This is a genomic window from uncultured Thomasclavelia sp. (genome assembly GCF_944324745.1).
Taxonomy (GTDB): domain Bacteria; phylum Bacillota_I; class Bacilli_A; order Erysipelotrichales; family Coprobacillaceae; genus Thomasclavelia.
Window position 1 is genome coordinate 1 of the sequence record NZ_CALUXO010000085.1, and the last position, 23,878, is coordinate 23,878.

Sequence of the window (23,878 nt, forward strand, 5' to 3'; positions counted from 1 at the left end):
ATAAAAAATTTTTTTAAATATGGTATGACGAATTGGAACTTTTACAAGCAAGATATGTCTAAAATAATTACAACATTTCAGGCAATGTTTTATTCTACAAAGCAAATAGAATTAACTACAGCAATTGGAAATCTTAGAACATATTTAAATACTGTTAATGAGGATTTATTAACGGATTTATGTAATGATTCAATGATTATTTTAAAGGATAAATTAGCAAGAAAATATGGAATAAACCAAAGACGTAAAATATTTAATCAAAATGATTTATGGAAAAGTCCGTTTGAAGTTTTGAAAGAATACCCAGTCATTTTAAGTACAACTTTTTCATCAAAAAATTCTTTGAATCCTGATATAGTGTATGATTATTTGATTATGGATGAAGCTTCACAGGTGGATATTGCAACCGGGGCACTAGCACTTTCTTGTGCAAAAAATGTTGTAATTGTAGGAGATACAAAGCAATTGCCAAATGTTGTTACTGATGACATAAAAGAAAAGGCACAAAGCATATTAAAAAATTTTAATATTAGTGAAGGATATAAATATACAAATAGCTTTTTACAATCAATTTTAGATGTTATGCCAAATGTTGCACAAATAATGTTAAGGGAGCATTATAGATGTCATCCAAAAATAATTAATTTTTGTAATCAAAAATTTTATCATGGTGAGTTAATTATTATGACAACAGATAAAGGGGAAGATGATGTGTTGTCAGTATTTAAAACGGTAAAAGGAAATCATGAACGAGATCATTATAGTCAACGTCAAATTGACATCATTAAAAATGAAATAATTCCAAAATATTCTTTAAATAATGATGAAACAGGAATTATAACACCGTATAAAAATCAAGTAAAAGGTCTAGGTAAAGAAATCAGTGATATTGATGTAGCGACAGTACATAAATTTCAGGGTAAAGAAAAAGATAATATCATAATATCTACTGTAGATGATGTAATATCTGATTTTGCAGATGATCCTTATTTAATTAATGTTGCTGTATCAAGAGCAAAAAAAAGATTAATCTTAGTTGTAACTGGAAATGAACAATCTAAAGAACGCAATATAACAGATTTAGTGGAATATATTCAATACAATAATTTTGAAGTTGTTGATAGTAAAATATATTCAATATTTGATTATCTTTATAAGCAGTATACAGAAGAAAGAAAAGCATATTTACAAAAACATAAAAAAATCTCTGAGTATGATTCAGAAAATCTAATGCACTCGCTACTTGAAGAAGCCTTAATTGATAATAAATATTCCAGTATGGATGTTGTTTGTCATTTTCCACTAAATATGTTGATAAAAAATCCTAAACTGTTAGATGAAAGAGAGTGTCAATATGCTATGAATCCTGCTACACACATTGATTTTTTGATATACAATACTGTTAGTAAAAAACCGGTACTGGCAATTGAAGTAGATGGATATGATTATCATAAGGAAAATACCGTACAAGCTTCACGTGATTTAATGAAAGATGATATTTTAAAATTATATGAGATACCGTTATTAAGATTAAAGACAAATGGAAGTTGTGAAAAATCAAAAATCATTCAAGAATTAGATAAATACGTTATATAAAGTTGGTATTAAACAAATGTTTATACAATTTAGATGCTGTAGGTAACAGAAGTGAAAAGCTGTTATTTTATTTAGCTGACACTTCTGTTTTTGCATTGTTCTAGAACTTATTATTAAGCATTTATAATACTTAACTTTTGAATCTGTTTAATTTATCTACAATATTTAACTTATCATTCTACATTGTGGAGTGTGGTTACTTTTGACTATGTAATAAAGTAAGGATAATAGAAATATTTGCTAATAATTTTGAAGAATTGATAGAATAAAAATCAATGTGTGTAAAAGAAATTTTAAAATATAGTAAGTTTGTTTGATTAATTTAAAAATGTCAATTAATAACCAAAAGTTAGATAGAGAATTATTTAAAGAGTATCATATGTTTTATTTTTTTATAAACCAATTTTCTTAGCTGTAATTTTTTAATCTATCTAGATCTAATGTTTCATTTTCATGACAGATTAATCTAATCTGACCATTTTCAATTAAATAACATTCACCATAAATTATTTCATGACCATTATCTACTAGTAAATAACTTCCATCAACCAATGCCAGAAATTGATGATCGATACTATCTAGATAGGTGATATCTTCAAATAGTTTTTTGCCATCTAAAATATTATTTTTAGTCATTTGATAATGAGGAAGAATATTCCACTTCGTTAAATTTAATCCGGTAATCCAGCGCTGGAAATTGGGATCAACAGCTTCTCCGGCTTCTTCTGGTTGACAATAGACAATATCAGCACTATTCATGCTCCCAGCACTTATGCCAATAATAATTCCATCAAAGTTTTTTATTTTATCTTTTAAATTAATTTCTTGAAAAAATTTATTTTGCGTTGGGACGTGACCACCACTTAAAAGAATTACATCATAATTTCTCAAATCATCACGTGAAATATTTTTATTTCGATTATCAATAACACTAAATGAAGCGACTGAAAGCTGTTCATTTACAAAAACACTTTTAAAAAAATTAATCATTTCATCGTTACGTTGATAGCTATTAGGATCAGAAGCAATAATGCAACATTTGCTATTACTTTTCCAATTCTTTCTTAATTCATCAATAAAATGATTTTTAGGATCTAAACCATCAACTTTTCTACTATTATCTAATGGTCCAGTAGGACTACTGGTTAAAAATATTGTCATATTAAAATCCTCCTTATGTTTGATAAAATTAAAATCTTAAAAAGATTATAAAAAAAGTAAAATTTAATTGCAATCTAAAAATAAAGCATATTTAATTTATAGTTATTTTTATATCTATGGAAAAAACTATTATTTTAAAGTAACCATTAATTTAAATTCTTACCTTAAAATAATGAAATAACATAACCATCAACAAATAGACTATGTATTTTGTAATGCAATATGTCTTTATTTAATATTTTTTTATTATTGTAAACGAATAAATGTTATAATAATCAAAGATAGAAGATGTATTTTGCATTTTTTTAAGAAATGATACTAATTAATGATAAAAAGTTTTCATTATTTAATACAAAGTGTTTAAAAGTATTTATCAAAGATAGATGAAAGGAGTAAAAAACATGAGCGATAGAGATTATTTGAGACAAAATTTTGTTTTTGGAATCGAAGAACATTTAGAAAATTCACTAGAGCCTAATACTATCAAGATGTATCAAAAAATTCTTGATCATGGTATTGATAAAGAAAGAGCAGTTGAATTACTAGCTTTTCATTTGTAAATATATATTAAAAAGAATTATTTTGACGAAGAGTTTGATCATAAAAAATGGGGAAAATATCTAAATGAACTAACACCCGTCTATCATCTTCCTGGCGAGTATCAATTCGACGTCCAAGAAGAACGTAATAATTTACGTAATATTAAAAGAAATTATGGAAAGATTAAAGATGATGATATTGAAAAGTGGTTCAATGAACTGTATGCAGTTGAATCAAGTTTATTATTTTATAATAAGTTGTATCAAATTAATAGTTATGAAGCTAAAAAGATTATTCACATCGTTATTAATCGTTTATTTGATTTAAAAAATGGCCATACCAGTGATTATACAAGCTATGGCCATGAGGATATATTATCATTGGCTGATGGCTTGGAACAAATCTGTAATCCTTATGTAAATCCTGATTTATACGATTATTTAGCGAAATTTGTTGATTTAGAAAACCAGGCAAACTTTTCTTATATTTTTAAAAATGTGTTCATAGTATTGGCAAGAATATTAGATAGTATTGATTATCATGAAAAAAGGTCAGGTAAAGACGGATATTTTAACTATATTAGTCAGTTTATTATTTTGGAAAAATATATCGATGATGGACCAGGATATTTTTTTAATGATGATACTTTAGAAAAATAATATGATTAGATTAATTGGAAATTTGCTAAAAAATTGAAAGATGAGAATAGAAAATGAAAGTTAAAGAATTGAGAGATTTATTAAAGGATAAAGATATCAAAGATATTAATGATGCTTTTGTTGAAGTTTATAAAGCTTTACCAAAAGCTAAAAAAGAAGAAATAGATCCATATATTACTGGTATTATTAATGGTGAAGGTAAAAAGAAACCAAAACCGGAAGAACTATCATTGCCAGAATTATTTGATCAGATTTCTTTTTTGATCAATAATGCTTATTTAGGAAATTATATTGGACCTAATCGAATAATACCCAAAAGGGATAGATTTAAGTGGCGTTTTCAGGTTAAAAGATACCTTAAAGTATTATTGGCTGTCAGCGCTGAAGATGAAAATTTTGCCACTGCTGTTAATTTTATCGAAGAAATTTATCGAATGTTAGCATATGGCTGTGGTATTTATATTTTTTCAAGCGACGATCCATTTGCATCAGTAGGCATTAGTCAAGTAGATTTATATGAGCAATATGTAAGTCGTCAAATGCAATTAGAAATAAATGAAGAAGTGATTCAAAAGATGGTTAATCATGCTGTTGATTGTTATTTAAGTAGGACATGTTTACATATTGAGCTGTATTCGGTCTTAAATTATTATGTTTGTCAAAATGAATATCGTACGATGATACTTGCCTATGGAAAACAGTTGATTAAATCGCAGCATGAAAAATTATCACAGTTAAAGAAATATGATGATCATCGCTATATTTTAATTAGATCAATTGAGGAAATGAATGATTTGATTTTTATTTTTGAAGATAATTTTACCATAAAAACATTGAGTTATTACTTTAAAAACAGATTTGAAACTAAAGATACTACGTTTGAAAAAGCAATAAAATTAGTAGAATTATTTAAAACCGATAAAGACTGGCTGATAACATATAAATATGGAATTAAACGTAAAATTCAGTTTAGTGATAAACAAAATGCTAAATATCAAAAGCTTTTAAATGAAATAAATTAAGATAAATCTATATATTAAAAATATAAAAGGTGGTGAAATAATGGATTGGGAAGATTTATTTAGAGAAGTAATCTTAGATCGTGGTTATGAATATTATATTGAAGATGCAGTAGAATTACAAAATGTGACTGATGATCATATTGAAGCAATAGTCAGTGGTAGTGAAGAATATGAAGTCGAAATTGATATTTATGATGATAACATAATCGATATGTATTGTTCCTGTCCTTACGCCAAAAAAGGTTACAACTGTAAACATATGGCAGCAGTTTTATACAAATGGCAAGAAAATAAGCAAAATCTACTTAAACAATCTAATTCTAATTATTCATCAAATTCAAATGATAATATGGATAATTTAATCAAAGAAGCTAAGCAAGGAGAAGTAAATGAATTTCTAGGTGATGTTTTAAAAAATGATCCTGATTTATCAATGAAATTTAGAAAATTTATCAATCACTATGATATGAATATCAATGAATATCAAAAAGAAATTGATCAAATCGTTAGATCATATTTAGGACGTGATTATTTTATTTCATATTATCAAGCTAACGATTTTATAAGTACCATGGAAAATTATATCTATCAAGATGTAACTACAATGATTGATAATGGTGATTATTTAAGGGCTTTTGAGTTAACTTGTTATTTATTTTTAAAAGTAGGAAACGTCGATATTGATGATTCTGATGGTGGTACTGGGTCCTTTGCTGATTTATGCTTTGAAACATGGAATCAAATCTTAGATGAAGTTGATGAAAAAATTGAAGAAAAGATGTATAACTGGTTTATCCGCCACTTAAATGGCTCAGTTGTTGATTATATGGAAGATTATCTGGAAAGTATCTTAATGCAACGATTTAAAAGCGAAAAGTTTTTAAAAGATAAATTAAAGTATACCGAAAATAGAATAAATATTTTAAAAAAGCAGCCAGAAGATTGGTATACAGATTATAAAATCGAAAATTGGGTACTAAATCATCTGGATATAATGGACGAATTGCAATATTCTTTAGATGATATATATAATTATTGTCAAAAATATTGGCAATACTCGCGAATTCGTAATTATTATATTTCAATTTGTATCAGTCAAAAAAATTATAATTATGCTATTGAACTTTTAAATCAGTCCTTGCAAATAGATGTTAATAAGCCAAGCTTTATTGTTGAATATCGAACAAAATTAAAGGAATTATATAAACAAACAAATAATGATGAGGCCTATCGTCAACAGTTATGGCAATTGGTTACTAAAGACAAGCCTGGGAATCTAGATAATTTTAATGAGTTAAAATCATTATACTCCAATAAAGAGTGGATTGATATACGAGAAAAAATCTTTGCTGCTCTTGGCAACAGTGATCGTATTGATATTTTGTATGAACAAGAAAAGCTATATGATAAATTGCTGGAATATGTGATAGAAAAACCTGGTTTAAGTTATTTGTTTAAATATGAAAAAGTTTTAAAAGAGCAATATCCACAAGAATTATTACAAAAATATACTACAGAGCTAAACATTGAAGCCAGGTACACTGCCAATCGAAGAACATATCAGGAGTGGGTAAGAATTTTAAAAAGAATGACTAAAATTACAGGTGGTAAAGAAGCAGTACAGAGTATTGTGACTGAATGGAAAATATTGTATAAAAATAGAAGAGCGATGATGGAAGAACTGAATCGATTGTAGGAGATAGAATAATGAAAAGAACAGATGCTAAACAAGCAATGGAAGAATTAACAATGATATTGATGTATTTATCAAGGATCTCGTCCATCAAGGTCAAAAAGTGTTTATATTTCTAAAGAGGGCGAAGAATATGCTAAAAAATGATGGAGAAATATGGAATATCTGATTGGTAAATTATGATCAATAATATTTATCAATGATGATAAATATTTGATATTAGCTTAATTAAAACTAATAGTCGCAAGTTTTTTTAGCTACACAAAAAGTCAGTCCAATCAGACTGGCTTTATTTTTAAGACACTTCACAATAACGTGGGGGGGTCTGACTTATGCTATGTAGAATAACTTGTAGTAAGAGTAACGATATATTCTGTAAAGAATAGAATTGACAGCTGATTTTATTTTGTAGTGACTCCAAACTCACGGTTATTTTATATAGCCAATATTAAAATGTATTACTTAAAATTTATTTACTATAAAGTACCAGATAATGTTTTTATTGGATACAAAGAAATATTGAAATAGATGATATTGCTTAACCTCTAATGAATCGATATTTTTGTTTCAAATAATTTTTCAAATCATGTTTTTGGGCAACATCTTTATTGAAAATAATATATTGTCTTGCCTTAGTCATAACTAAAACGTAATTTTCCGTTTCAATATACTTGTTAAAATCATCATAATAAATTTCTACCTGACCTTCATTGACCTTATTAGTTACTAAAATATAGTCATCATTAAACTGATAATGATAAATGATTTCATCATTGATCTTATTAGCCTCTTTAAATCTGCTTTCAATGATTTCCTTAAATTTATCTTGCTGCTTTGATAAAAATAATTGTAGAAGAATTATCCCAACTATGGCAATTACAATTATAATTAAAGAAGTGGCCAGGTTGTTTTGAAAACAATTAAATATAGCATAAAAGATGATTAATAAAGAACAACCACGAATAATAAAAGTATACGTTTTAGGATATAAAGCTTTGGCAATTTCATCAGAATAGTTAATACTAAAAGTACATGTTATTTCCATTTTTATTTTTCTCCTCTATTAAATTTATTATGTTAGACCGATTTTATTTTTTCATCAACTAATAAAGCTAAAGAAATGCTTTTAATAAATTCTGTGCGGACATCATCAATCAAATTTAAACACCACTTGATTCCACAACCAAAACAAATCTGGGAGCACAAATCATAAAGCTCTTCAGGGTTTGATTGATTATGAATTTGATTATTTTCCTGGGCCTTTTTTATCAAAATACAAACGACTGATTTAACCATGTCAATTTCATTAAAAGTGCCATGATTGTTTTTTAGATTTGTTATAAAAAGCTGAGCATATAACTCTTTGGTAAATACTTGCATCCGATCAATAATTAAATCAAAAACATAAATAATTTGTTGCCAATAGTTATCGGCTGAAGCTATATTAATAACTAAATCATATAATTCATCGTTAATCTGATTAAAAAAATAAGTTAATATATCTTCTTTAGAAGAAATATAACGATAAAAGGTTGTCTTTGTTATATTACAGGCATTACAGATATCATTAATAGTTACATTATCATAGCCTTTTGTTTGAAATAAATTATATGAAGTATTAATTATTTTATTTTTAACATCTTTACTCATTTTATCACCATATCTACTATAACAAATATTCAAACTTCATGCAAAAGATATTGATGTAAACGCTTTTAAGGTGTAAAATGTTACTTGGGTAACATAAAATATTACTTTGTTATAGGAGGAAAAGAAAATGAATTATGAAAAATTATTTACACCAATGAAAATTGGAAAAATGGAAGTCAAAAATCGATTATCTTTTTCACCGATGGGAACCAACTCAGCTTTTACTAATGGTCGAAAAGATGATCAGGAAATTGATTATTTCATTCGTCGAGCTAAAGGTGGCGTTGGAATGATTGTCAATGGCTGTCAGATGCTAAATGAAGCGATTGCTCAAGGATCAATGGAAGGATACTTAGATAGTTATTCAGTTTTACCAGCACTGACAAGTATGGTTGATGGCGTACATCGTTATGGTGCGAGAATTATTTGTCAAATTTCTCCAGGTACTGGTAGAAATGCTTTTCCTGACACTAATGGTAATCCACCAATGTCAGCTTCAGCAATTCCAAGTGCTTTTGACCCTAATGTTATTTGTCACGCATTAACTAAAGAAGAAATAGCTAATATCATGAAAATGACTGAATTTGCAGCTGGGGTAGCCAGAGATGCTGGATATGATGGGATTGAAATCCACGCTCATGCTGGATATTTAATCGATCAGTTTATGTCACCATGCTGGAACCAAAGAACTGATGAATATGGTGGTTCTTTTGAAAACAGAGCTAGATTTCCTCGAGAAATGGTCGCAGCGATTAGAAGAGCTGTAGGACCAGATATGCCAATTATCTTTAGAATTTCATTAGATCATCGTTTTGAAGGAGGACGTACTCTCGATGAATCAATGAAGCTATTAGAAGCATTAGATGATGGTAACATTGATGCTTTTGACATTGATGCTGGAAGTTATGAAACATTAGATTATATTTTCCCACCAGCATATTTAGGAACAGCTTGTATGGATTATGTTTGTAAAGAAGCTAGAAAACATACTGATAAACCACTTTTAAATGCAGGAAATCATGATCCTGAATCTGCTTTAAGATTAATCGAATCAGGTGAAGCTGATTTTGCTTCATTAGGTCGACCACTAATTGCCGATCCTGATTTACCAAAAAAATTAATGAAAGGATTAAGAAAAGAAGTTAGACCATGTATTCGTTGTAATGAATTTTGTATTGGACGGATTTGGAACAATCACACTAAACTTGGTTGTGCGGTTAATACAGAAGCAATGGAAGAAGTTAGATTCCATCTTGAAAAAACTGATGATCCTAAAAATGTCGTTATTGTTGGAGCAGGACCTGCTGGCTTAGAAGCAGCAAGAGTAGCCGCAATTGAAGGACATCATGTTTCAATTTATGATAAAGGTAGCCGTTTAGGTGGTACTATGCGAACAATTGCTACAGCTAAATTTAAAACTAAAATAAAGGAATTAGCTGATTATTTTGAATATCAATTAGAAAAATTAGGCGTTGATATTCATCTAAACACTGAAGTTACAGGAAATGAAGAATTTTTAGAAAGAGCTGACGTAATTTTTGTTGGAACGGGAACTGTACCAATAACACCAAACATTCCAGGAATTGATAATAACAAAGTAATTGATATTATGGCAGCTCATAGTGATGAAAGTCTTGTTAAAGGTGATAACATTGTTATTTGTGGTGGCGGACTTTCTGGATGCGATGCAGCTTTAGAATTTGCCAGCGAAAAAGGAAAGAAAGTTACTGTTGTAGAAATGATGGATGAATGTGCTAAAGATGCGATGTTTATCAATAAAATTTCATTATTTAATCAATTAGCTGAAAACAAAGTAACTTTAATGACTAATACAAAAGTTATTTCAATTGATGATCAAGGTGTTCATGTAGAAACCAAAGATGGTGAAAAGGTTATTGAAGCTGATACAATTATTTCAGCATTTGGTATGAAACCATTAACAGACATTGCTGATATCATTGATAGTAAGTATCATAATAAAACACGTAAGATTGGTGATTTATATAAATTAGGAAAGATTGGTAATGCTATTCGTGAAGGATATTATGCCGCTTCTGCAATTGATTAATAATTTAGCTATGCTTTATAAAGCATAGCTTTTTCTTTTAATTAAATTCGTTATAAAATATCCATCAAATGGAAGATTATGATTAAATGATAAAAAATAAAATACAATTTACATTTCATTAAATGATTTTAATTACAGTATCATTATAGCATATCGCATAAAATAAAGTAAAAAATTTACATTATTTTAACTACGATAAAATTATGGGATATTTTAATTTGTGTATATTATTTTTTATTTTGACTGGTATAAATGAAAGCGCTATACTTGAATTAAAGATAAAAAAGAGGTGAATTAAAGTGCATAAGCTAAAATTAGATTTCGAATTAGAAAATAATATCGTTGATAATAATTTAAATATTGCTTTTGCCAGTTTTTTAAAGCAATCATTGGAGATTTATGATAATGATTTATATCAAAATATGTTTGTACAAAAATGTAAACATATAAAAAAATATTGTTATTGTTTGAAGATGAATCCAGTAAAACGAGAAAATGGAAAAACTTTTTTAGAGGATAATAGATTCATAGTAGAGTTGACTAGTCTGGATTTCAATGAATTAATTATTTTTTATAATATGTTTTTACTTAAACAAAAAGGTCATGAGAGTTTTTCATTAAATCAAAATTCGATGAAGCTAAAAAGAGTCTGGCTACTACCATATAAACCTAAAATTAGTAATCATGTAATTATCAAAATGCAAAGTCCTTTAGTTGTAAGAGATTATACCGATGAAGGTCAACAGTATTTAAGTGTTGAAGACGATAATTTTGAAAATGCTCTTAATAAAAACGTTAATCGGTTTTTAAATGATGTTTCAATAAATGATGAAGTAAATATAAGATTAATCAAAGGCAAAAAAACAGTTATGAGCTTATTCCGTTTTAAAGCTAATGCTTCGTTAGGCTTTTTGGAGATTAAAGGTAGCGAAGAGGCTATCAAAGCTTTATCTTTATCAGGTCTTGGTAGTTATCGTGGTGCCGGGGCCGGTATGTTTAAAATAATTGATTAGAAAGGAGGCTTTGGCGTGGATGATTACATTGAAATTTTAACTGGTGATTTTTTAAAAAATGCGGGAATCGTGGCTTTTATCTATTTATTAAAAGAAGATCATGCGAAAGAAAATGATGATTATATTATTACTGGTAATAAATTACAAGTCAAAAAAGAATATTTAAAAAATGCCAATCTTATAGATTTATATTTTCATTGTATGGTTAAACGATATCAAAATGAAACACCAATACCAAGGATAATCGAGGAAATTGAAATTATTTTAAGAAAATTAGATTTTGATAATATAGACGAAAAAGATATTCAAAATCGACTGGCCTTTATTTCTGATAAATTAAGTGCTGCTAGTTTTAAAACCGGTATTAATAGTATAAAAGATGAAATCGATGATACGGATATTTATTTTACGGCTATTAATAAGAGTTTTAAAAATTCAACGATCAATGAAAACTTAAAACAATCTCTATTAGATTTAAAACACTTTCTAACAACCGATATTGTTTATGAAACACTTTGTTTTAAAAGTATATGTTATAATATTATTAATAAATTTTGGGAAAAAAGTTTTTTATTAAGAAATAATGCTAAAAAGAAGATGAAAGAATGCTATGAAGTGGATTTTATAAGACCACTAATGGATTATTTAGAAGCTGATTCCAGTAAGATGAAAGATCAGTGTATCGATTGTGGTAATGCTATAAATAATAAATTTAGCACTCCGATTTCTTTCATGAATGATTTTGCTGACGATTTGGTCAGAAAAAAATCATCTTTGTTTAATTTTAATATGGATATGAATTTATGTCCTATTTGTACCTTTTTATATTCATTAGTGCCACTTGGTTTTATAAAATATAATCGTGATTATATTTTTGTTAATCAAAATGGTAGTATTGAAGAATTATGTCGAGTAAATGCTTATAACATTGAACATACTAAAGAAAAGTTACAGGAAGATTATCAATTAAAAGATAAATTCCAAAAAATTTATCAAATAATCGAAGGATATGCTTTAAATACTCAAAAGTTGACAAATAATAATATTCAAATAATTACTCGAAGTGTTAAAGATAATGATCAAGTAAAATATGAATTTGATATATTGGATAACTATTTAATTAAAACAGTTACTGAGCCAGTTATTTTAAAAGCATTAGAATATTTTAAAAAGAAAAATGTTGTTAAAATTAATGATCAATATCTTAGTATTTTTAGAGAAGTTTTATACCGTATTTTAAATCGATTGAATATGTATGACTTAATTAATTTATTACTAAGACAAAGTATTGAAACAAGTGAATCAAATTATTTAGCCTATTATATAAAACGAATTGTAGATATTCAATATGTATTAAAAGGAGGAAAAAGTATGTGGGAACTATACCATGCACGAAAAGATGGCTGGAATTTACGAACTAAATTAGAAAATGTAGATGAAAATTATCGTGGCACAATTTATCAACTTACTAATGCTTTAAAAGTTGATGATCGTGATAAATTTGTTGATATAATATTACGAATTTATACTTCAAGAGGGTTACCGATACCATTTTCAATTTCAAGAGTATTAGAATCAGATTATGGAATAGAAATTGGTTATCAGTTTTTAACTGGATTAAAAGGGGCTTACGAAGGTTTTGAAGAAAAGGAGAAAAAAGATGATGAATAGAAATGGATTAACAATGACAATAATTTTTCAGGCGGAAAGTGCCAATTTTGGTGAAGGAATTGGAAATCTAACAGTCTTAAAAAAATATTCAAGAGGTGATAGAAATCAGTACACATACATCTCTAGACAAGCATTAAGATATAATATTATTCAACAATTAGGGTATGATAATACTCCGATATCTAATGAATCAGGTGTTGTACAATTTGCAGCTGATGCATCAATTGATAAATATCCTGAAGTTGACCTTTTTGGATATATGAAAACAGTATCAAAGAAAGATAATAATGCTGGTAAATCATCTACTAGATCAGCAGTTGTACGTTTAAGCAATGCTGTTTCTTTAGAACCATTTAATTCAGATTTGGATTTTTTAACAAATATGGGACTTGCTAAACGTGAAGGATACGATAATGCAATTGCTCAAAGTGAAATTCATCGTTCTTTATATGCATATACTATCACTATTGATTTAGATCGAATTGGTGAAGATGGAGACATATCGTTACCTAATGATGAAAAAATCAATCGTGTCGAAGCTTTGTTAAAAACAATTATGTTTTTATATCGTGATATTAAAGGTAGAAGAGAAAATTTATCACCATTATTTGTAATTGGAGGAGTATTTAATCGAAAAAATCCATTTTTCTCAAATGCAATCAATGTAAAAAATGGTATACTTAATATTAGTTCAATTAAATCTGTTTTAGATATGATGCAAGAAGAAAGAGAATTTGTAAAAGTTGGATTAGCTAATGGTATTTTTAATAATGAAAGTGAAATCATTAGTGAATTAGATGCCAAAGGTGTTGGTGAAGTATTCAATGAAATAATTGAAGATATGAAAAAAGCGTATGAATAGAGCAATACGAATTATTTGTAAACAGGAATTAGTAAATTACAAAAAGCCAACATCATTACTAATAAAAGAAACGTATCCTTTACCACCATATTCTACTGTAATTGGTATGATTCATAAAGCCTGTGATTTTCAAGAATATCATGATATGCAAATTAGTATCCAAGGTAATATTGGAGCACATATATCTGATATGTATACTAGATACGCATTTAATCAAAATACTAAATACGAAAATGCTAGACATAACATTTGGTTTGATTATGAAAATCAGAAGTATGGAATTGTTAAAGGAATAGCACATACTGAATTAATTAGTCAAGTAGAACTAGTTATTCATATTTTACCTTCAGATGATGATTTCAACTTAATATATGAGGGTTTGAAGAATCCAAAATATTATTTGTCATTAGGACGTCATGAAGATTTATTAGATATTCAAAAAGTAGAAATAGTTGATTTAAAATACGTTGATGATTTTATTAAGATGAAATGTGAGCAGTATATTCCTTTAAAATACTTGAATGAATTTGCTTTTGGAAACAAATTGAATACTACACAATATAATTTACCAAAAAAATATATTATTAAAAAAAATGGAAAACGTATTTGGCAAGAAAAAGTAGCTGTAAAATTTATAACTGATTCAAATATTTCTGGTGAAGAAAAACCAATTTTATGTGATAATGACAATTATACAATATTTTTTGCATAGACTTCAGCCAAAGCTGAAGTCTATTTTCTTAATTAGGAGGCCATTATGGATAAAAAATATGATAGTTATTATGCCAAATCTATAAATGAAAATATATCTATTAAAGAACACACACAAATGGTATTAGACTCATATCATGAATTATTAAAGCTAAAAAATAAATATTTTAATGATGAATTAAATAAAATAATTGAAACGTCTATAAAATACCACGACATTGGAAAGGTAAATGATATTTTTCAAGAAAAAATGCGAAGACATTATAATAATGATGATGAAATTCCACATGGTTATTTAAGTGCACTAACAATTAGGTTGAAGGATTTAGATCCCTCTATAAAAGAATTTAAACACTTTAAAACTATAATAAATGCAGTATATTACCATCATCGCCGTAATATTTATAATGAAAAAGAAATTGAAGATTTTGCTAAGAATCATTTTGAAAAACAGCTTGAATATTATTTAGGAAATCGTTATCAAGGTGTTAGATATGATAACTTAAATCGCATTTATACTAGGGACTTATCTAGTCCGATTACTAAATTAGAAGAATGGATAGAATTTGTGACGGTTAAAGGAATATTAAACCGTTGTGATTGGTCTGCTAGTGGTAATTTAGCCATTGAAATTGAACCAGAACAGTCACTAAAGGAAAATATCCTGAAACGTTTTAATCCCAATGATATTCAAAAATTTATGTTAGATAATAGTAATGAAAATATAGCTATTATTGCAAGTACAGGAGCTGGTAAAACAGAAGCAGCCTTATTATGGCTTAATGATGAAAAGGGATTTTTTACCCTACCAATGAAAGTTTCTGCTAACGCCATTTATCAAAGAATCAAAGAGCATTATTTATTACCAGTTAATAATCAGGAAAAAGTTGCTATATTACATGGAGATTGTTATAAACTATATGATAAAAATGGTGATAATGATTTATCTAATTATCATAATGCTAGAAATTTAGCCTATCCACTAACTGTTTGTACAATTGATCAAATATTTAAATTTGCTTATAAAGCTTTAGGTACTGAACATTTATTAGCTACTTTAAAATATAGCAAAGTAATTATTGATGAGCTGCAAGCTTATTCACCAGATATGCTTGCTACAATCATTACAGCATTAAAGTATATTCATAAAATTGGTGGAAAATTTGCTATTATTACAGCTACATTGCCACAGTTTATTTTAGATGAATTATCAACGTGTAATATTAAATATAAAAGATTTATTGGTGATATTGATAACCGGCATAAGATAATGATTCATGAAGAAGATATCTTAAATGATTTGAATAATATTCTTAATGATGCTAAAACCAAAAAAGTACTTGTTATATGCAATACAGTTAACTCAGCACAAAAAATATATACTAAGCTTTTAGATTTTGATAATGATATAGAAATTCATTTATTGCATAGTAGATATACTAAAAAGCATCGCCAAATACTTGAAAATGATGTAATAGAATTTTCAAGAAGTAATCGTACTGGAATCTGTATTTCGACTCAAATTGTAGAAGCAAGTCTAGATATTGACTTTGATATTTTGTATACTTATCTTTCATCAATTGACAGTCTTATTCAACGTATGGGAAGAGTTTATCGAAAAAGAGTGAATACTAAGCAAATAAATAATGTTCATATTTATACTTTTAAAGATGGAATAGGTTGTGTATATGATAAAACTATTTATGAAAGGTCATTAGATGTTTTAAAAGATTATCATAATAAGATGTTTTTAGAAGCGGAAAAAATTAGTTGTATGGATATAGTTTATGATCGAAAAGAATTAGAAAAAACAAAATATATGAAAGTATATAATGAGAAAATTCAGTATTTAAACAACCTTGTAGCATTACAGGTTGAAAAAAATGAAGTGGATAGTAAATTTAGAAATATTAATGGCATCCATATATTGCCAGAACGTTTTTATAATTTAAAAGAAGTTCAGGGTTTAATTGAATGTCTTATTAATGATGAAAATAAAACGATAAGAAAATATGAATTATTGAATAATGTCTTGGAATATTGTATCCCATATACAGTTTATAAACCTTTGCATAGTAATGGCTATATTGATGTAAAAAGTTGTATTAAGGGAGAAGCAATCCATCGAGCACGATGTAAGTATGATTTTGATGATAAGACACATAAAGGCATTGGCTTAGTTATTAATGAAATTGATGATAATGAATTAAATGAACAATATATTTAAAAGCAGGTGAGGATAATGAAACAAATAACCGGAACTATGTATGCTTATAGTTATTTATGTTGGCGAAAGTTATGGCTTTTTACTAAAGATATTGTGATGGAACAAGAAAATGAAAATGTAATAATTGGAAAACTAATTGATCAGGAAAGTTATCGTCGAGAAAAGAAACACTTGTATTTAGACGATATTGTTTGTATAGATATTGTCAAAGATAATGTTATCTGTGAAATAAAGAAAAGCTCATCACAACGTGAAATGGCGGTTCAACAACTAAAATACTATTTGTATTTATTAAATAAAAAAGGTATAAAAGTTACTGGAGAGTTACTAGTACCTAAAGAAAATCATAAAGAAATAATAGCGCTAGATGAAAAAGATATAACTAATATTGAAAAATAATTACAGAAAATCAAAACTATTTGTAGCGAAGTTACACCACCAGAAATTATTAACAATAAAATATGCAAAAAATGTGCATATTTTGAATTGTGTTATATATAGATTATGGAACAATCATATTATATTTTTTCAAGTGGAGAACTTCGTAGAAAAGACGATTCATTAGTTCTGATAAATGAAAAAGGCAAAAAAGATATTCCAATAGAGCGAGTATATGATTTATACATATTTGGTACTGTAAGTGTTAATTCAGTTTTATTATCATTTTTAGCTAAAAAAGGAATTTGCGTACATTTTTATAACTATTATGATTTTTATATAGGGTCATTTTATCCTAAAGAGACATTAGTATCAGGTAGTTTATTAGTAAAACAAGTAGAAAAATATCAAGAATACGAATCAAGACTCTTGATAGCTCAACAAATTATAGAAGCGGCATCATATAATATTTTGAGAAATTTAAAATATTATAATTCTAGAGATAAAGATTTGAATCAATATATTGCGCAGATAAAGGAGTTTAGAAAAGAAATATATAGGACTAGAAATATTTCATCATTAATGGGTGTAGAGGGAAATATTCGTAAAGTCTATTATGATTCATGGAAAAGAATAATAGATCAAAATATTGATTTTGAAAAAAGAGTAAAAAGACCACCAGACAATATGGTAAACACATTAATTTCATTCATGAATTCAGTTATTTATACAAAAACACTATCTGAAATATACAAAACTCAATTAAATCCAACGATTAGTTATTTACATGAACCTTCAGATAAACGCTTTTCATTATGTTTGGATTTATCAGAAGTATTTAAACCATTGCTTGTTGATAGAACGATATTTTCTTTGTTAAATAAAAATATGATAACTGAAGATGATTTCTATATGGATGATGGAAATTATTATCGTATGAAAGATCGAACAATGCAAGTAGTAGTAAAAGCATTAGAAGATACATTATCCAGATCTATTAAACATAAAGATTTGAATAGAAATGTATCATACAAACATTTGATAAGACTAGAAGCTTATAAATTGATAAAGCATATTCTAGATGAGAAAGTTTATCAAGGATTTAAAATTTGGTGGTAATTAATTTTAGAAGGGAAATAATTATGTATCTGATTTTAATTTATGATATAAAGCAAGAAAAAAATTATGAAAGAAGACAAAGAATGGTTTTTAAAACATGCAAAAAATATTTGAAACATATTCAAAAATCAGTGTTTGAAGGTGAGTTGGATAAATCTCAATATATAAAGTTAAGTATTGAACTAAAAAAATACTTGAATCAAAATTTAGATTCTTGTATCATATTTTCTGGAAGAAATGATATATGGATGAAAAAGGAATTTATCACAAAACCAATTGAAGAAGATGATCAATTTATCTAATTATTTCAGTCGACCATCATTATGTAAAAAATATAGGGTATCGACTGAGTTAATTTAAAAATAGAACAAAAACATTTTCTTTTATTCCTAATTTCCTACTAAACATATCACCTCAAGTAGCAATCATATAGGAGTTCAATGCATAAAACCTTTATGTGCACGGGTTATTAATCTAATCATTATATGAAATGTAAATAGATTAACAGGAGCAATAGCACGAGGAGCTGTATTCGTTATTAATCTAATCATTATATGAAATGTAAATGTATTATTGGCGAAAAACCCTCTGGAACTGGCGATTTCTGTTATTAATCTAATCATTATATGAAATGTAAATTACTAAATTGAATCGGTAGAGTAGGAGTTTGGTTATAGTTATTAATCTAATCATTATATGAAATGTAAATCACTCTAGTTATGTTGTCCCTGAAACTGGTGAGATTGTTATTAATCTAATCATTATATGAAATGTAAATGATGAAAGAAAAACTAAAAAGCATATTTGATTTTGTGTTATTAATCTAATCATTATATGAAATGTAAATAGTCAATCGATTAGGAACAAAGAAATAATAAAAATCGTTATTAATCTAATCATTATATGAAATGTAAATTCAATATCGGCTTTTTTACGATTGACGCCATATAAACGTTATTAATCTAATCATTATATGAAATGTAAATAAGGTGTAACTTTAAAAGGTTTAACTATCAAAGACAGTTATTAATCTAATCATTATATGAAATGTAAATAACAATGTTAGTGATACTATATATCCTAATAATTTAGTTATTAATCTAATCATTATATGAAATGTAAATTTTTTTAAGGTATTTCTTAATTAATACTTCTTGTGTAGTTATTAATCTAATCATTATATGAAATGTAAATTGTTGATAAGAGTGTTTGTATCTAGCAGCAACAAGGCGTTATTAATCTAATCATTATATGAAATGTAAATTAAAGGGTATAGAATAGCGTGTGCGGCTATGTATGCGTTATTAATCTAATCATTATATGAAATGTAAATGTTCTTGTTGCGACCGGTGGCGGTGCTGCTGGAGCTGTTATTAATCTAATCATTATATGAAATGTAAATAGAGCAGTTGAATCTGTAGTACTTGACTGTTGGACAGTTATTAATCTAATCATTATATGAAATGTAAATTTGCGACTTCTATACTTCTAAATCTCTTTGTAAATTGTTATTAATCTAATCATTATATGAAATGTAAATTTATTCATCGTCAACTCCTTCAACTTCCACGTCACCGTTATTAATCTAATCATTATATGAAATGTAAATGTGGCAGGTAATTTGCTACCAACTTTATTCACAACTATTATTAATCTAATCATTATATGAAATATTTTTATTCAAATCGTCGTAATTATATATTTTCAACAAATAGTTATGACGTATATGTGATTATTTTTTTGCGATTTATTGAATTTTGCTTGTTTCATATGCTATAATTTTTATGTGATTTAATACATTTATATTTGACTGGTCAAAAGATGACTAATCGGAGAGGTATAGTATATGCTAGATAAGCTTACAAAAATATTATTTTTTATTCAAAGATGTTTGTATTTTGTATTAAACAAAATCATAAGAAACATCTTTTTTATTTTGTTGTGTATTTTAGTTAACGTTTCAGTGCAAAATAAGAGAGGTTTTATGATATGAAAAACGGTTTGATAAAACAATGGGTAAAATCATTAATCAATGCAGGGATAGTTATATGTTTAATGACAGCATGTTCTTTTATTATGATTAGATGGGTTAATAACTATGAAGAAGAAAAAGCTTATGAAAAACTTTATAGTGAAGCAAAACAATGGGAAAATACTATTGAAAGATACATCAAATGGGATCATGAAACATTAGAAATAATTGCAATAATGATTAGTGAATATGATGATTTTCAATCATCTGAGCTATGGGATATCTTAGATTCTTATAATATGGTCGGTTTAATGTCATCGTTAGAGATATTGATGCCAGATGATTCTGTAATTAAAAGTGGTGGTGAAAGAATTTATGATGATGGACAAAGTTTTGCTAGCGAATCTGAAAAAGGGAATCATATAACAGATCGTTTAGAATCGCCAGAGAAAAAAGGCGTTTATATTGTTCGACACTATGTTCCAATTCAAAAAAACGGAATTACGGTTGCAATGTTATATGGAATAGTTGATTTAAATAATTTAATTGAAAAAAGTGAGGCTAAACCATATGATGGAAAAGCTTCGTTATGTATAGTAGATGGCAATACTGGAGATTATTTAGTTGATCCCTGGCACGATACATTGGGTAATATTTGGGAACTTGGTGAGCGTGAATTAAAGGAAGGATATACAACCGAGGATTTTGTTGCTGGTATTACTAATGGCAATAGGGGCTATGTTGTTTTCATTTCACAAACTACTGGAGAATATTTATACTTATATTGTACCCCAATGACAATTAATGAATGGCGATTAATAATCCATGTGCCAGAAGAAGTTGTCTTTCAAGATGCTAAGGCAATTCAAAAATCATTGTATTTATTTTTACTCTTTGAAATTATTTGTTTGGTTTTATATTTCATTTGGATTTGTTTGCAGGGAATTCATTCTTATCGTAAACTTCGAGCAAGGGGTGAACAAGATCTTTTATTAGGTATTTATAATAGAAACCGTTATGAAATTGATATTAAACAAATAAATCAGGATTTTAAAAATTATTTTGCTTGTATTTATATTGATGTAAATGGATTGCATGAATTAAATAATCAAAGTGGTCATGAGGCAGGTGACCAGATGTTAAAAAGAGTGGCGACTGAATTGAAAATATTGTTTGGAAACAAACATACTTATCGTATTGGTGGCGATGAATTTATAGTTTTTATTACTGATGTTGATGAAGCTCAAGTAGCTAAAAAATGTAATATGCTTGAAGAAAATTTAAAAAAAGAAAATATTTATGTATCTATTGGTTTTAAATGGGTAGAGAAATTAACATCAATAAATAAAATAATTAAAGAGGCAGAACAAAAGATGTATGAAGCAAAAAAGAAATTTTATCAACAAGATCAGTTTGATCGACGCCGAAATAATTTTAATGATTAATATTGTAAAATAAGTTTTTAATAGTTATCTTAAATATTAAAAAGGTAGTAATTAATAGTTACTTTAATGAATAATTTTTAACTTTACTACCTTTTTATTAATCTTATTTCATCTCAAATAAATTATTTGTTCATTCCCTTTTTTATCATTTTTTGACTAGTTATAAAAGCAATAACCATAATTAAAAATGAGATATCAAAAGGACTACTTAAAGTCATTAAGACTACAAATATTGAAATAATAACACCAATCAATTGAATTGAAAATGCTTGTATTTTTAATTGATAACGTTTAATAATTTTATACTGTCTGATAAATTGATAAATCGTAATATAAAATGCAAAAACAGCAACTAAAAAATCAATTGAAATATGAATTAAATAATGATCTGTTAAAAACTCTTTGAGAAACATTAAAACTATGTAACCACACATGGTAATCCATAATCCAGAAATTGTATAGCGCTGAGTGTCGCTATTTTTCATTTCTTTGATTTTATCTTTAAACTTTATACGTTTTTCTATCTGTTGAACATATGCTTTAATCGATTGATGCGAAAACTTCGAAATATCATTGACATCATTTTGGTGCTTTATCAGCTGATTCAATACTTCTGTTAAAATAATATTGGCTTTTAAAGACTGACTTTGATGTTTAAAAACATAAGTTTCTATTTTTTGATATAAATCAAAATATTGTTCATTTAATGATTTAGTTAAAGCAACATTATCATCATATAAGTCATATTTATTCTTATTTTTTTTCATTATTGAACCTTTAAAATCTTATGACTTACTTCACTAATATGACTATTAAAGAATGTTTTCATTAATTGAATCATATAATAAGTATCTTTGACACCAGCAGTTTCATAAGTTGAATGCATAGCAAGTTGTGGTAAGCCAATATCAACACTATTCATTGAAACTTGTGACATCGCAATATTTCCTAGAGTACTTCCACCTAGTTCATCAGAACGATTAGCAAAGAACTGTAATGGAACATTTGCTTTTTGGCATAAGTCACGTAAAATAGCAATGCTGACACCATCACTAGTATATTTTTGTCCCGCATGTGATTTAACAACTACACCTTCATTCATGTAAACACAATTGGCAACATCAGTTTTACCAGGATGATTTGGATGAACAGCATGAGCGTTATCAGCACTTAACATAAAGCTGCAAGCTAAAGCCCGATAATAGTCTTCTTCACTTTTTCCAAGAGCATTGTTGATTCGTTTTAAAACATCATATAAGAAAGTAGATCCAGCTCCTTGTTTTGATTGAGAACCAACTTCCTCATTATCAAAGCAAGCTAAAACATTAACTGATTCATCGTTAGAACCACCTAAAAATCCTTTTAGAGAAGTAAAACCACATTGTAAATCATCTAAGTGAGGTGATGAGATAAATTCTTCATTTGCTCCCCAGATAGAAGGTGAAGTACGGTTATATAAATATAAATCACTGCCATAAATATCATTAACGTCAACATTTAATTCTTTAGCAATTAGTTTTTTAAAATCACCAGGTTTTGTATCACTACCACCAAAAAGCGGTAACATATCAACTTGTTTATTATATGCGTAGCCATCGTTTACTGCTCGATTCATGTGAATAGCCAAATTAGGAATTAAGACCAAATCGCGATCAATATTTAATAATTTAGTTACTATTTGATTTCCTTCTTTAACTAAGACTCTACCAGCAATAGATAGAGGACGATCAAACCATGTAGCACAAAGCATACCACCGTATCCTTCAGTATTTAATTGGGTATATTTTCCTTTTACTTCAATTTCAGCATTTTCTTTAATTTTGAAAGTCGGATAATCAGTATGTGATGCTGCTACATTAAATCCATAGTTATCTAAATTAGTACCAATATTGAAAGCAATAATACTTGAGTTGTTTCTAGTTACAAAATATTTACCGCCAGGGACAAGTTTCCAATGTTGGCTTTCTAATACCTCATTATATCCATTTTCTAATAATTGTTTTCTAATATTTTCTACTGCATGAAAGGCTGTTGGGCTTTTTTGTAGAAAATCTAATAATTCTTGAGAAATTTCTTTATCCATATAAAAAC

The 23,878-nt window shown here is 27.3% G+C and carries 19 protein-coding genes, 1 pseudogene and 1 CRISPR repeat array; of the genes and pseudogenes, 15 read left to right on the forward strand and 5 right to left on the reverse strand.

Annotated features, from left to right (window positions below; all coding sequences use genetic code 11):
- Positions 1-1,596: AAA domain-containing protein (locus tag Q0K54_RS11840; RefSeq protein ID WP_294581508.1), on the forward strand; the 1,596-nt coding region annotated here is incomplete at its 5' end.
- A gap of 408 nt (positions 1,597-2,004) precedes the next feature.
- Here the strand turns inward: Q0K54_RS11840 and Q0K54_RS11845 are convergent.
- Positions 2,005-2,757: a Type 1 glutamine amidotransferase-like domain-containing protein gene (locus Q0K54_RS11845; protein WP_294581509.1), complete on the reverse strand. Its 753-nt coding sequence runs from the start codon at positions 2,755-2,757 to the stop codon at positions 2,005-2,007.
- A 401-nt stretch (positions 2,758-3,158) separates the two neighbouring features.
- On the opposite strand from Q0K54_RS11845, the gene Q0K54_RS11850 reads away from it, so the two are divergent.
- The 4 genes from Q0K54_RS11850 to Q0K54_RS11865 all read left to right on the forward strand — a co-directional run bounded on the left by Q0K54_RS11850 (position 3,159) and on the right by Q0K54_RS11865 (position 6,674).
- Complete coding sequence (locus tag Q0K54_RS11850) at positions 3,159-3,317, forward strand: hypothetical protein (RefSeq protein WP_294581511.1); 159 nt, start codon at positions 3,159-3,161, stop codon at positions 3,315-3,317.
- Positions 3,318-3,554: 237 nt separating this feature from the next.
- Positions 3,555-3,956 (forward strand): hypothetical protein, encoded by a 402-nt coding sequence (locus Q0K54_RS11855; RefSeq protein ID WP_294581512.1) that lies wholly within the window; start codon positions 3,555-3,557, stop codon positions 3,954-3,956.
- Between the two features lie 53 nt (positions 3,957-4,009).
- Positions 4,010-4,978, forward strand: a complete 969-nt coding sequence (locus tag Q0K54_RS11860) for a hypothetical protein (RefSeq protein ID WP_294581514.1) — start codon at positions 4,010-4,012, stop codon at positions 4,976-4,978.
- Between the two features lie 40 nt (positions 4,979-5,018).
- The gene (locus Q0K54_RS11865) at positions 5,019-6,674 is read left to right on the forward strand and encodes an SWIM zinc finger domain-containing protein (protein ID WP_294581516.1); all 1,656 of its coding nucleotides are present in this window, start codon (positions 5,019-5,021) and stop codon (positions 6,672-6,674) included.
- A gap of 535 nt (positions 6,675-7,209) precedes the next feature.
- Here the strand turns inward: Q0K54_RS11865 and Q0K54_RS11870 are convergent.
- Positions 7,210-7,716: a YcxB family protein gene (locus Q0K54_RS11870; protein WP_294581518.1), complete on the reverse strand. Its 507-nt coding sequence runs from the start codon at positions 7,714-7,716 to the stop codon at positions 7,210-7,212.
- A 32-nt stretch (positions 7,717-7,748) separates the two neighbouring features.
- Positions 7,749-8,321, reverse strand: a complete 573-nt coding sequence (locus Q0K54_RS11875; protein ID WP_294581520.1) for a TetR/AcrR family transcriptional regulator — start codon at positions 8,319-8,321, stop codon at positions 7,749-7,751.
- A gap of 127 nt (positions 8,322-8,448) precedes the next feature.
- Here Q0K54_RS11875 and Q0K54_RS11880 point away from each other — a divergent pair, with 127 nt between their 5' ends.
- The 10 genes and pseudogenes from Q0K54_RS11880 to Q0K54_RS11925 all read left to right on the forward strand — a co-directional run bounded on the left by Q0K54_RS11880 (position 8,449) and on the right by Q0K54_RS11925 (position 21,787).
- Positions 8,449-10,389, forward strand: coding sequence for an NAD(P)/FAD-dependent oxidoreductase (locus tag Q0K54_RS11880; RefSeq protein WP_294581522.1), 1,941 nt, complete (start codon positions 8,449-8,451; stop codon positions 10,387-10,389).
- Between the two features lie 299 nt (positions 10,390-10,688).
- Positions 10,689-11,402 (forward strand): CRISPR-associated endoribonuclease Cas6, encoded by a 714-nt coding sequence (locus Q0K54_RS11885; protein WP_294581523.1) that lies wholly within the window; start codon positions 10,689-10,691, stop codon positions 11,400-11,402.
- A gap of 15 nt (positions 11,403-11,417) precedes the next feature.
- Positions 11,418-13,073 carry a Cas8a1 family CRISPR/Cas system-associated protein gene (locus Q0K54_RS11890; RefSeq protein ID WP_294581525.1) on the forward strand — a complete coding sequence of 552 codons (1,656 nt, stop codon included), beginning with the start codon at positions 11,418-11,420 and terminating at the stop codon, positions 13,071-13,073.
- Entirely contained in the window at positions 13,063-13,935 is an 873-nt protein-coding gene (gene cas7i, locus Q0K54_RS11895) for a type I-B CRISPR-associated protein Cas7/Cst2/DevR (protein WP_294581527.1), read from the forward strand. Before Q0K54_RS11890 ends, cas7i begins: the two co-directional genes overlap by 11 nt.
- Entirely contained in the window at positions 13,928-14,647 is a 720-nt protein-coding gene (cas5, locus tag Q0K54_RS11900; protein ID WP_294581528.1) for a CRISPR-associated protein Cas5, read from the forward strand. Before cas7i ends, cas5 begins: the two co-directional genes overlap by 8 nt.
- 45 nt (positions 14,648-14,692) lie before the next feature.
- Positions 14,693-16,873, forward strand: a complete 2,181-nt coding sequence (cas3, locus tag Q0K54_RS11905) for a CRISPR-associated helicase Cas3' (RefSeq protein ID WP_294581530.1) — start codon at positions 14,693-14,695, stop codon at positions 16,871-16,873.
- A gap of 36 nt (positions 16,874-16,909) precedes the next feature.
- Positions 16,910-17,374, forward strand: a pseudogene (locus Q0K54_RS11910) (CRISPR-associated protein Cas4).
- A gap of 3 nt (positions 17,375-17,377) precedes the next feature.
- A complete protein-coding gene (gene cas1b, locus Q0K54_RS11915; RefSeq protein ID WP_294581531.1) occupies positions 17,378-18,370 on the forward strand; it encodes a type I-B CRISPR-associated endonuclease Cas1b in 993 nt (330 codons plus the stop codon).
- Positions 18,371-18,393: 23 nt separating this feature from the next.
- The gene (gene cas2, locus Q0K54_RS11920; protein WP_294581532.1) at positions 18,394-18,672 is read left to right on the forward strand and encodes a CRISPR-associated endonuclease Cas2; all 279 of its coding nucleotides are present in this window, start codon (positions 18,394-18,396) and stop codon (positions 18,670-18,672) included.
- 163 nt (positions 18,673-18,835) lie between these two features.
- A CRISPR array of direct repeats spans positions 18,836-20,048; the repeat unit is 33 nt; unit sequence GTTATTAATCTAATCATTATATGAAATGTAAAT.
- Positions 20,049-20,359: 311 nt separating this feature from the next.
- Positions 20,360-21,787 (forward strand): GGDEF domain-containing protein, encoded by a 1,428-nt coding sequence (locus Q0K54_RS11925; RefSeq protein WP_294581534.1) that lies wholly within the window; start codon positions 20,360-20,362, stop codon positions 21,785-21,787.
- Positions 21,788-21,909: 122 nt separating this feature from the next.
- On the opposite strand, the gene Q0K54_RS11930 is transcribed toward Q0K54_RS11925, so the two are convergent.
- Positions 21,910-22,554, reverse strand: a complete 645-nt coding sequence (locus tag Q0K54_RS11930) for a hypothetical protein (RefSeq protein WP_294581535.1) — start codon at positions 22,552-22,554, stop codon at positions 21,910-21,912.
- Positions 22,554-23,870, reverse strand: a complete 1,317-nt coding sequence (locus Q0K54_RS11935; RefSeq protein ID WP_294581537.1) for a M18 family aminopeptidase — start codon at positions 23,868-23,870, stop codon at positions 22,554-22,556. Before Q0K54_RS11935 ends, Q0K54_RS11930 begins: the two co-directional genes overlap by 1 nt.
- Positions 23,871-23,878: the final 8 nt, after the last annotated feature.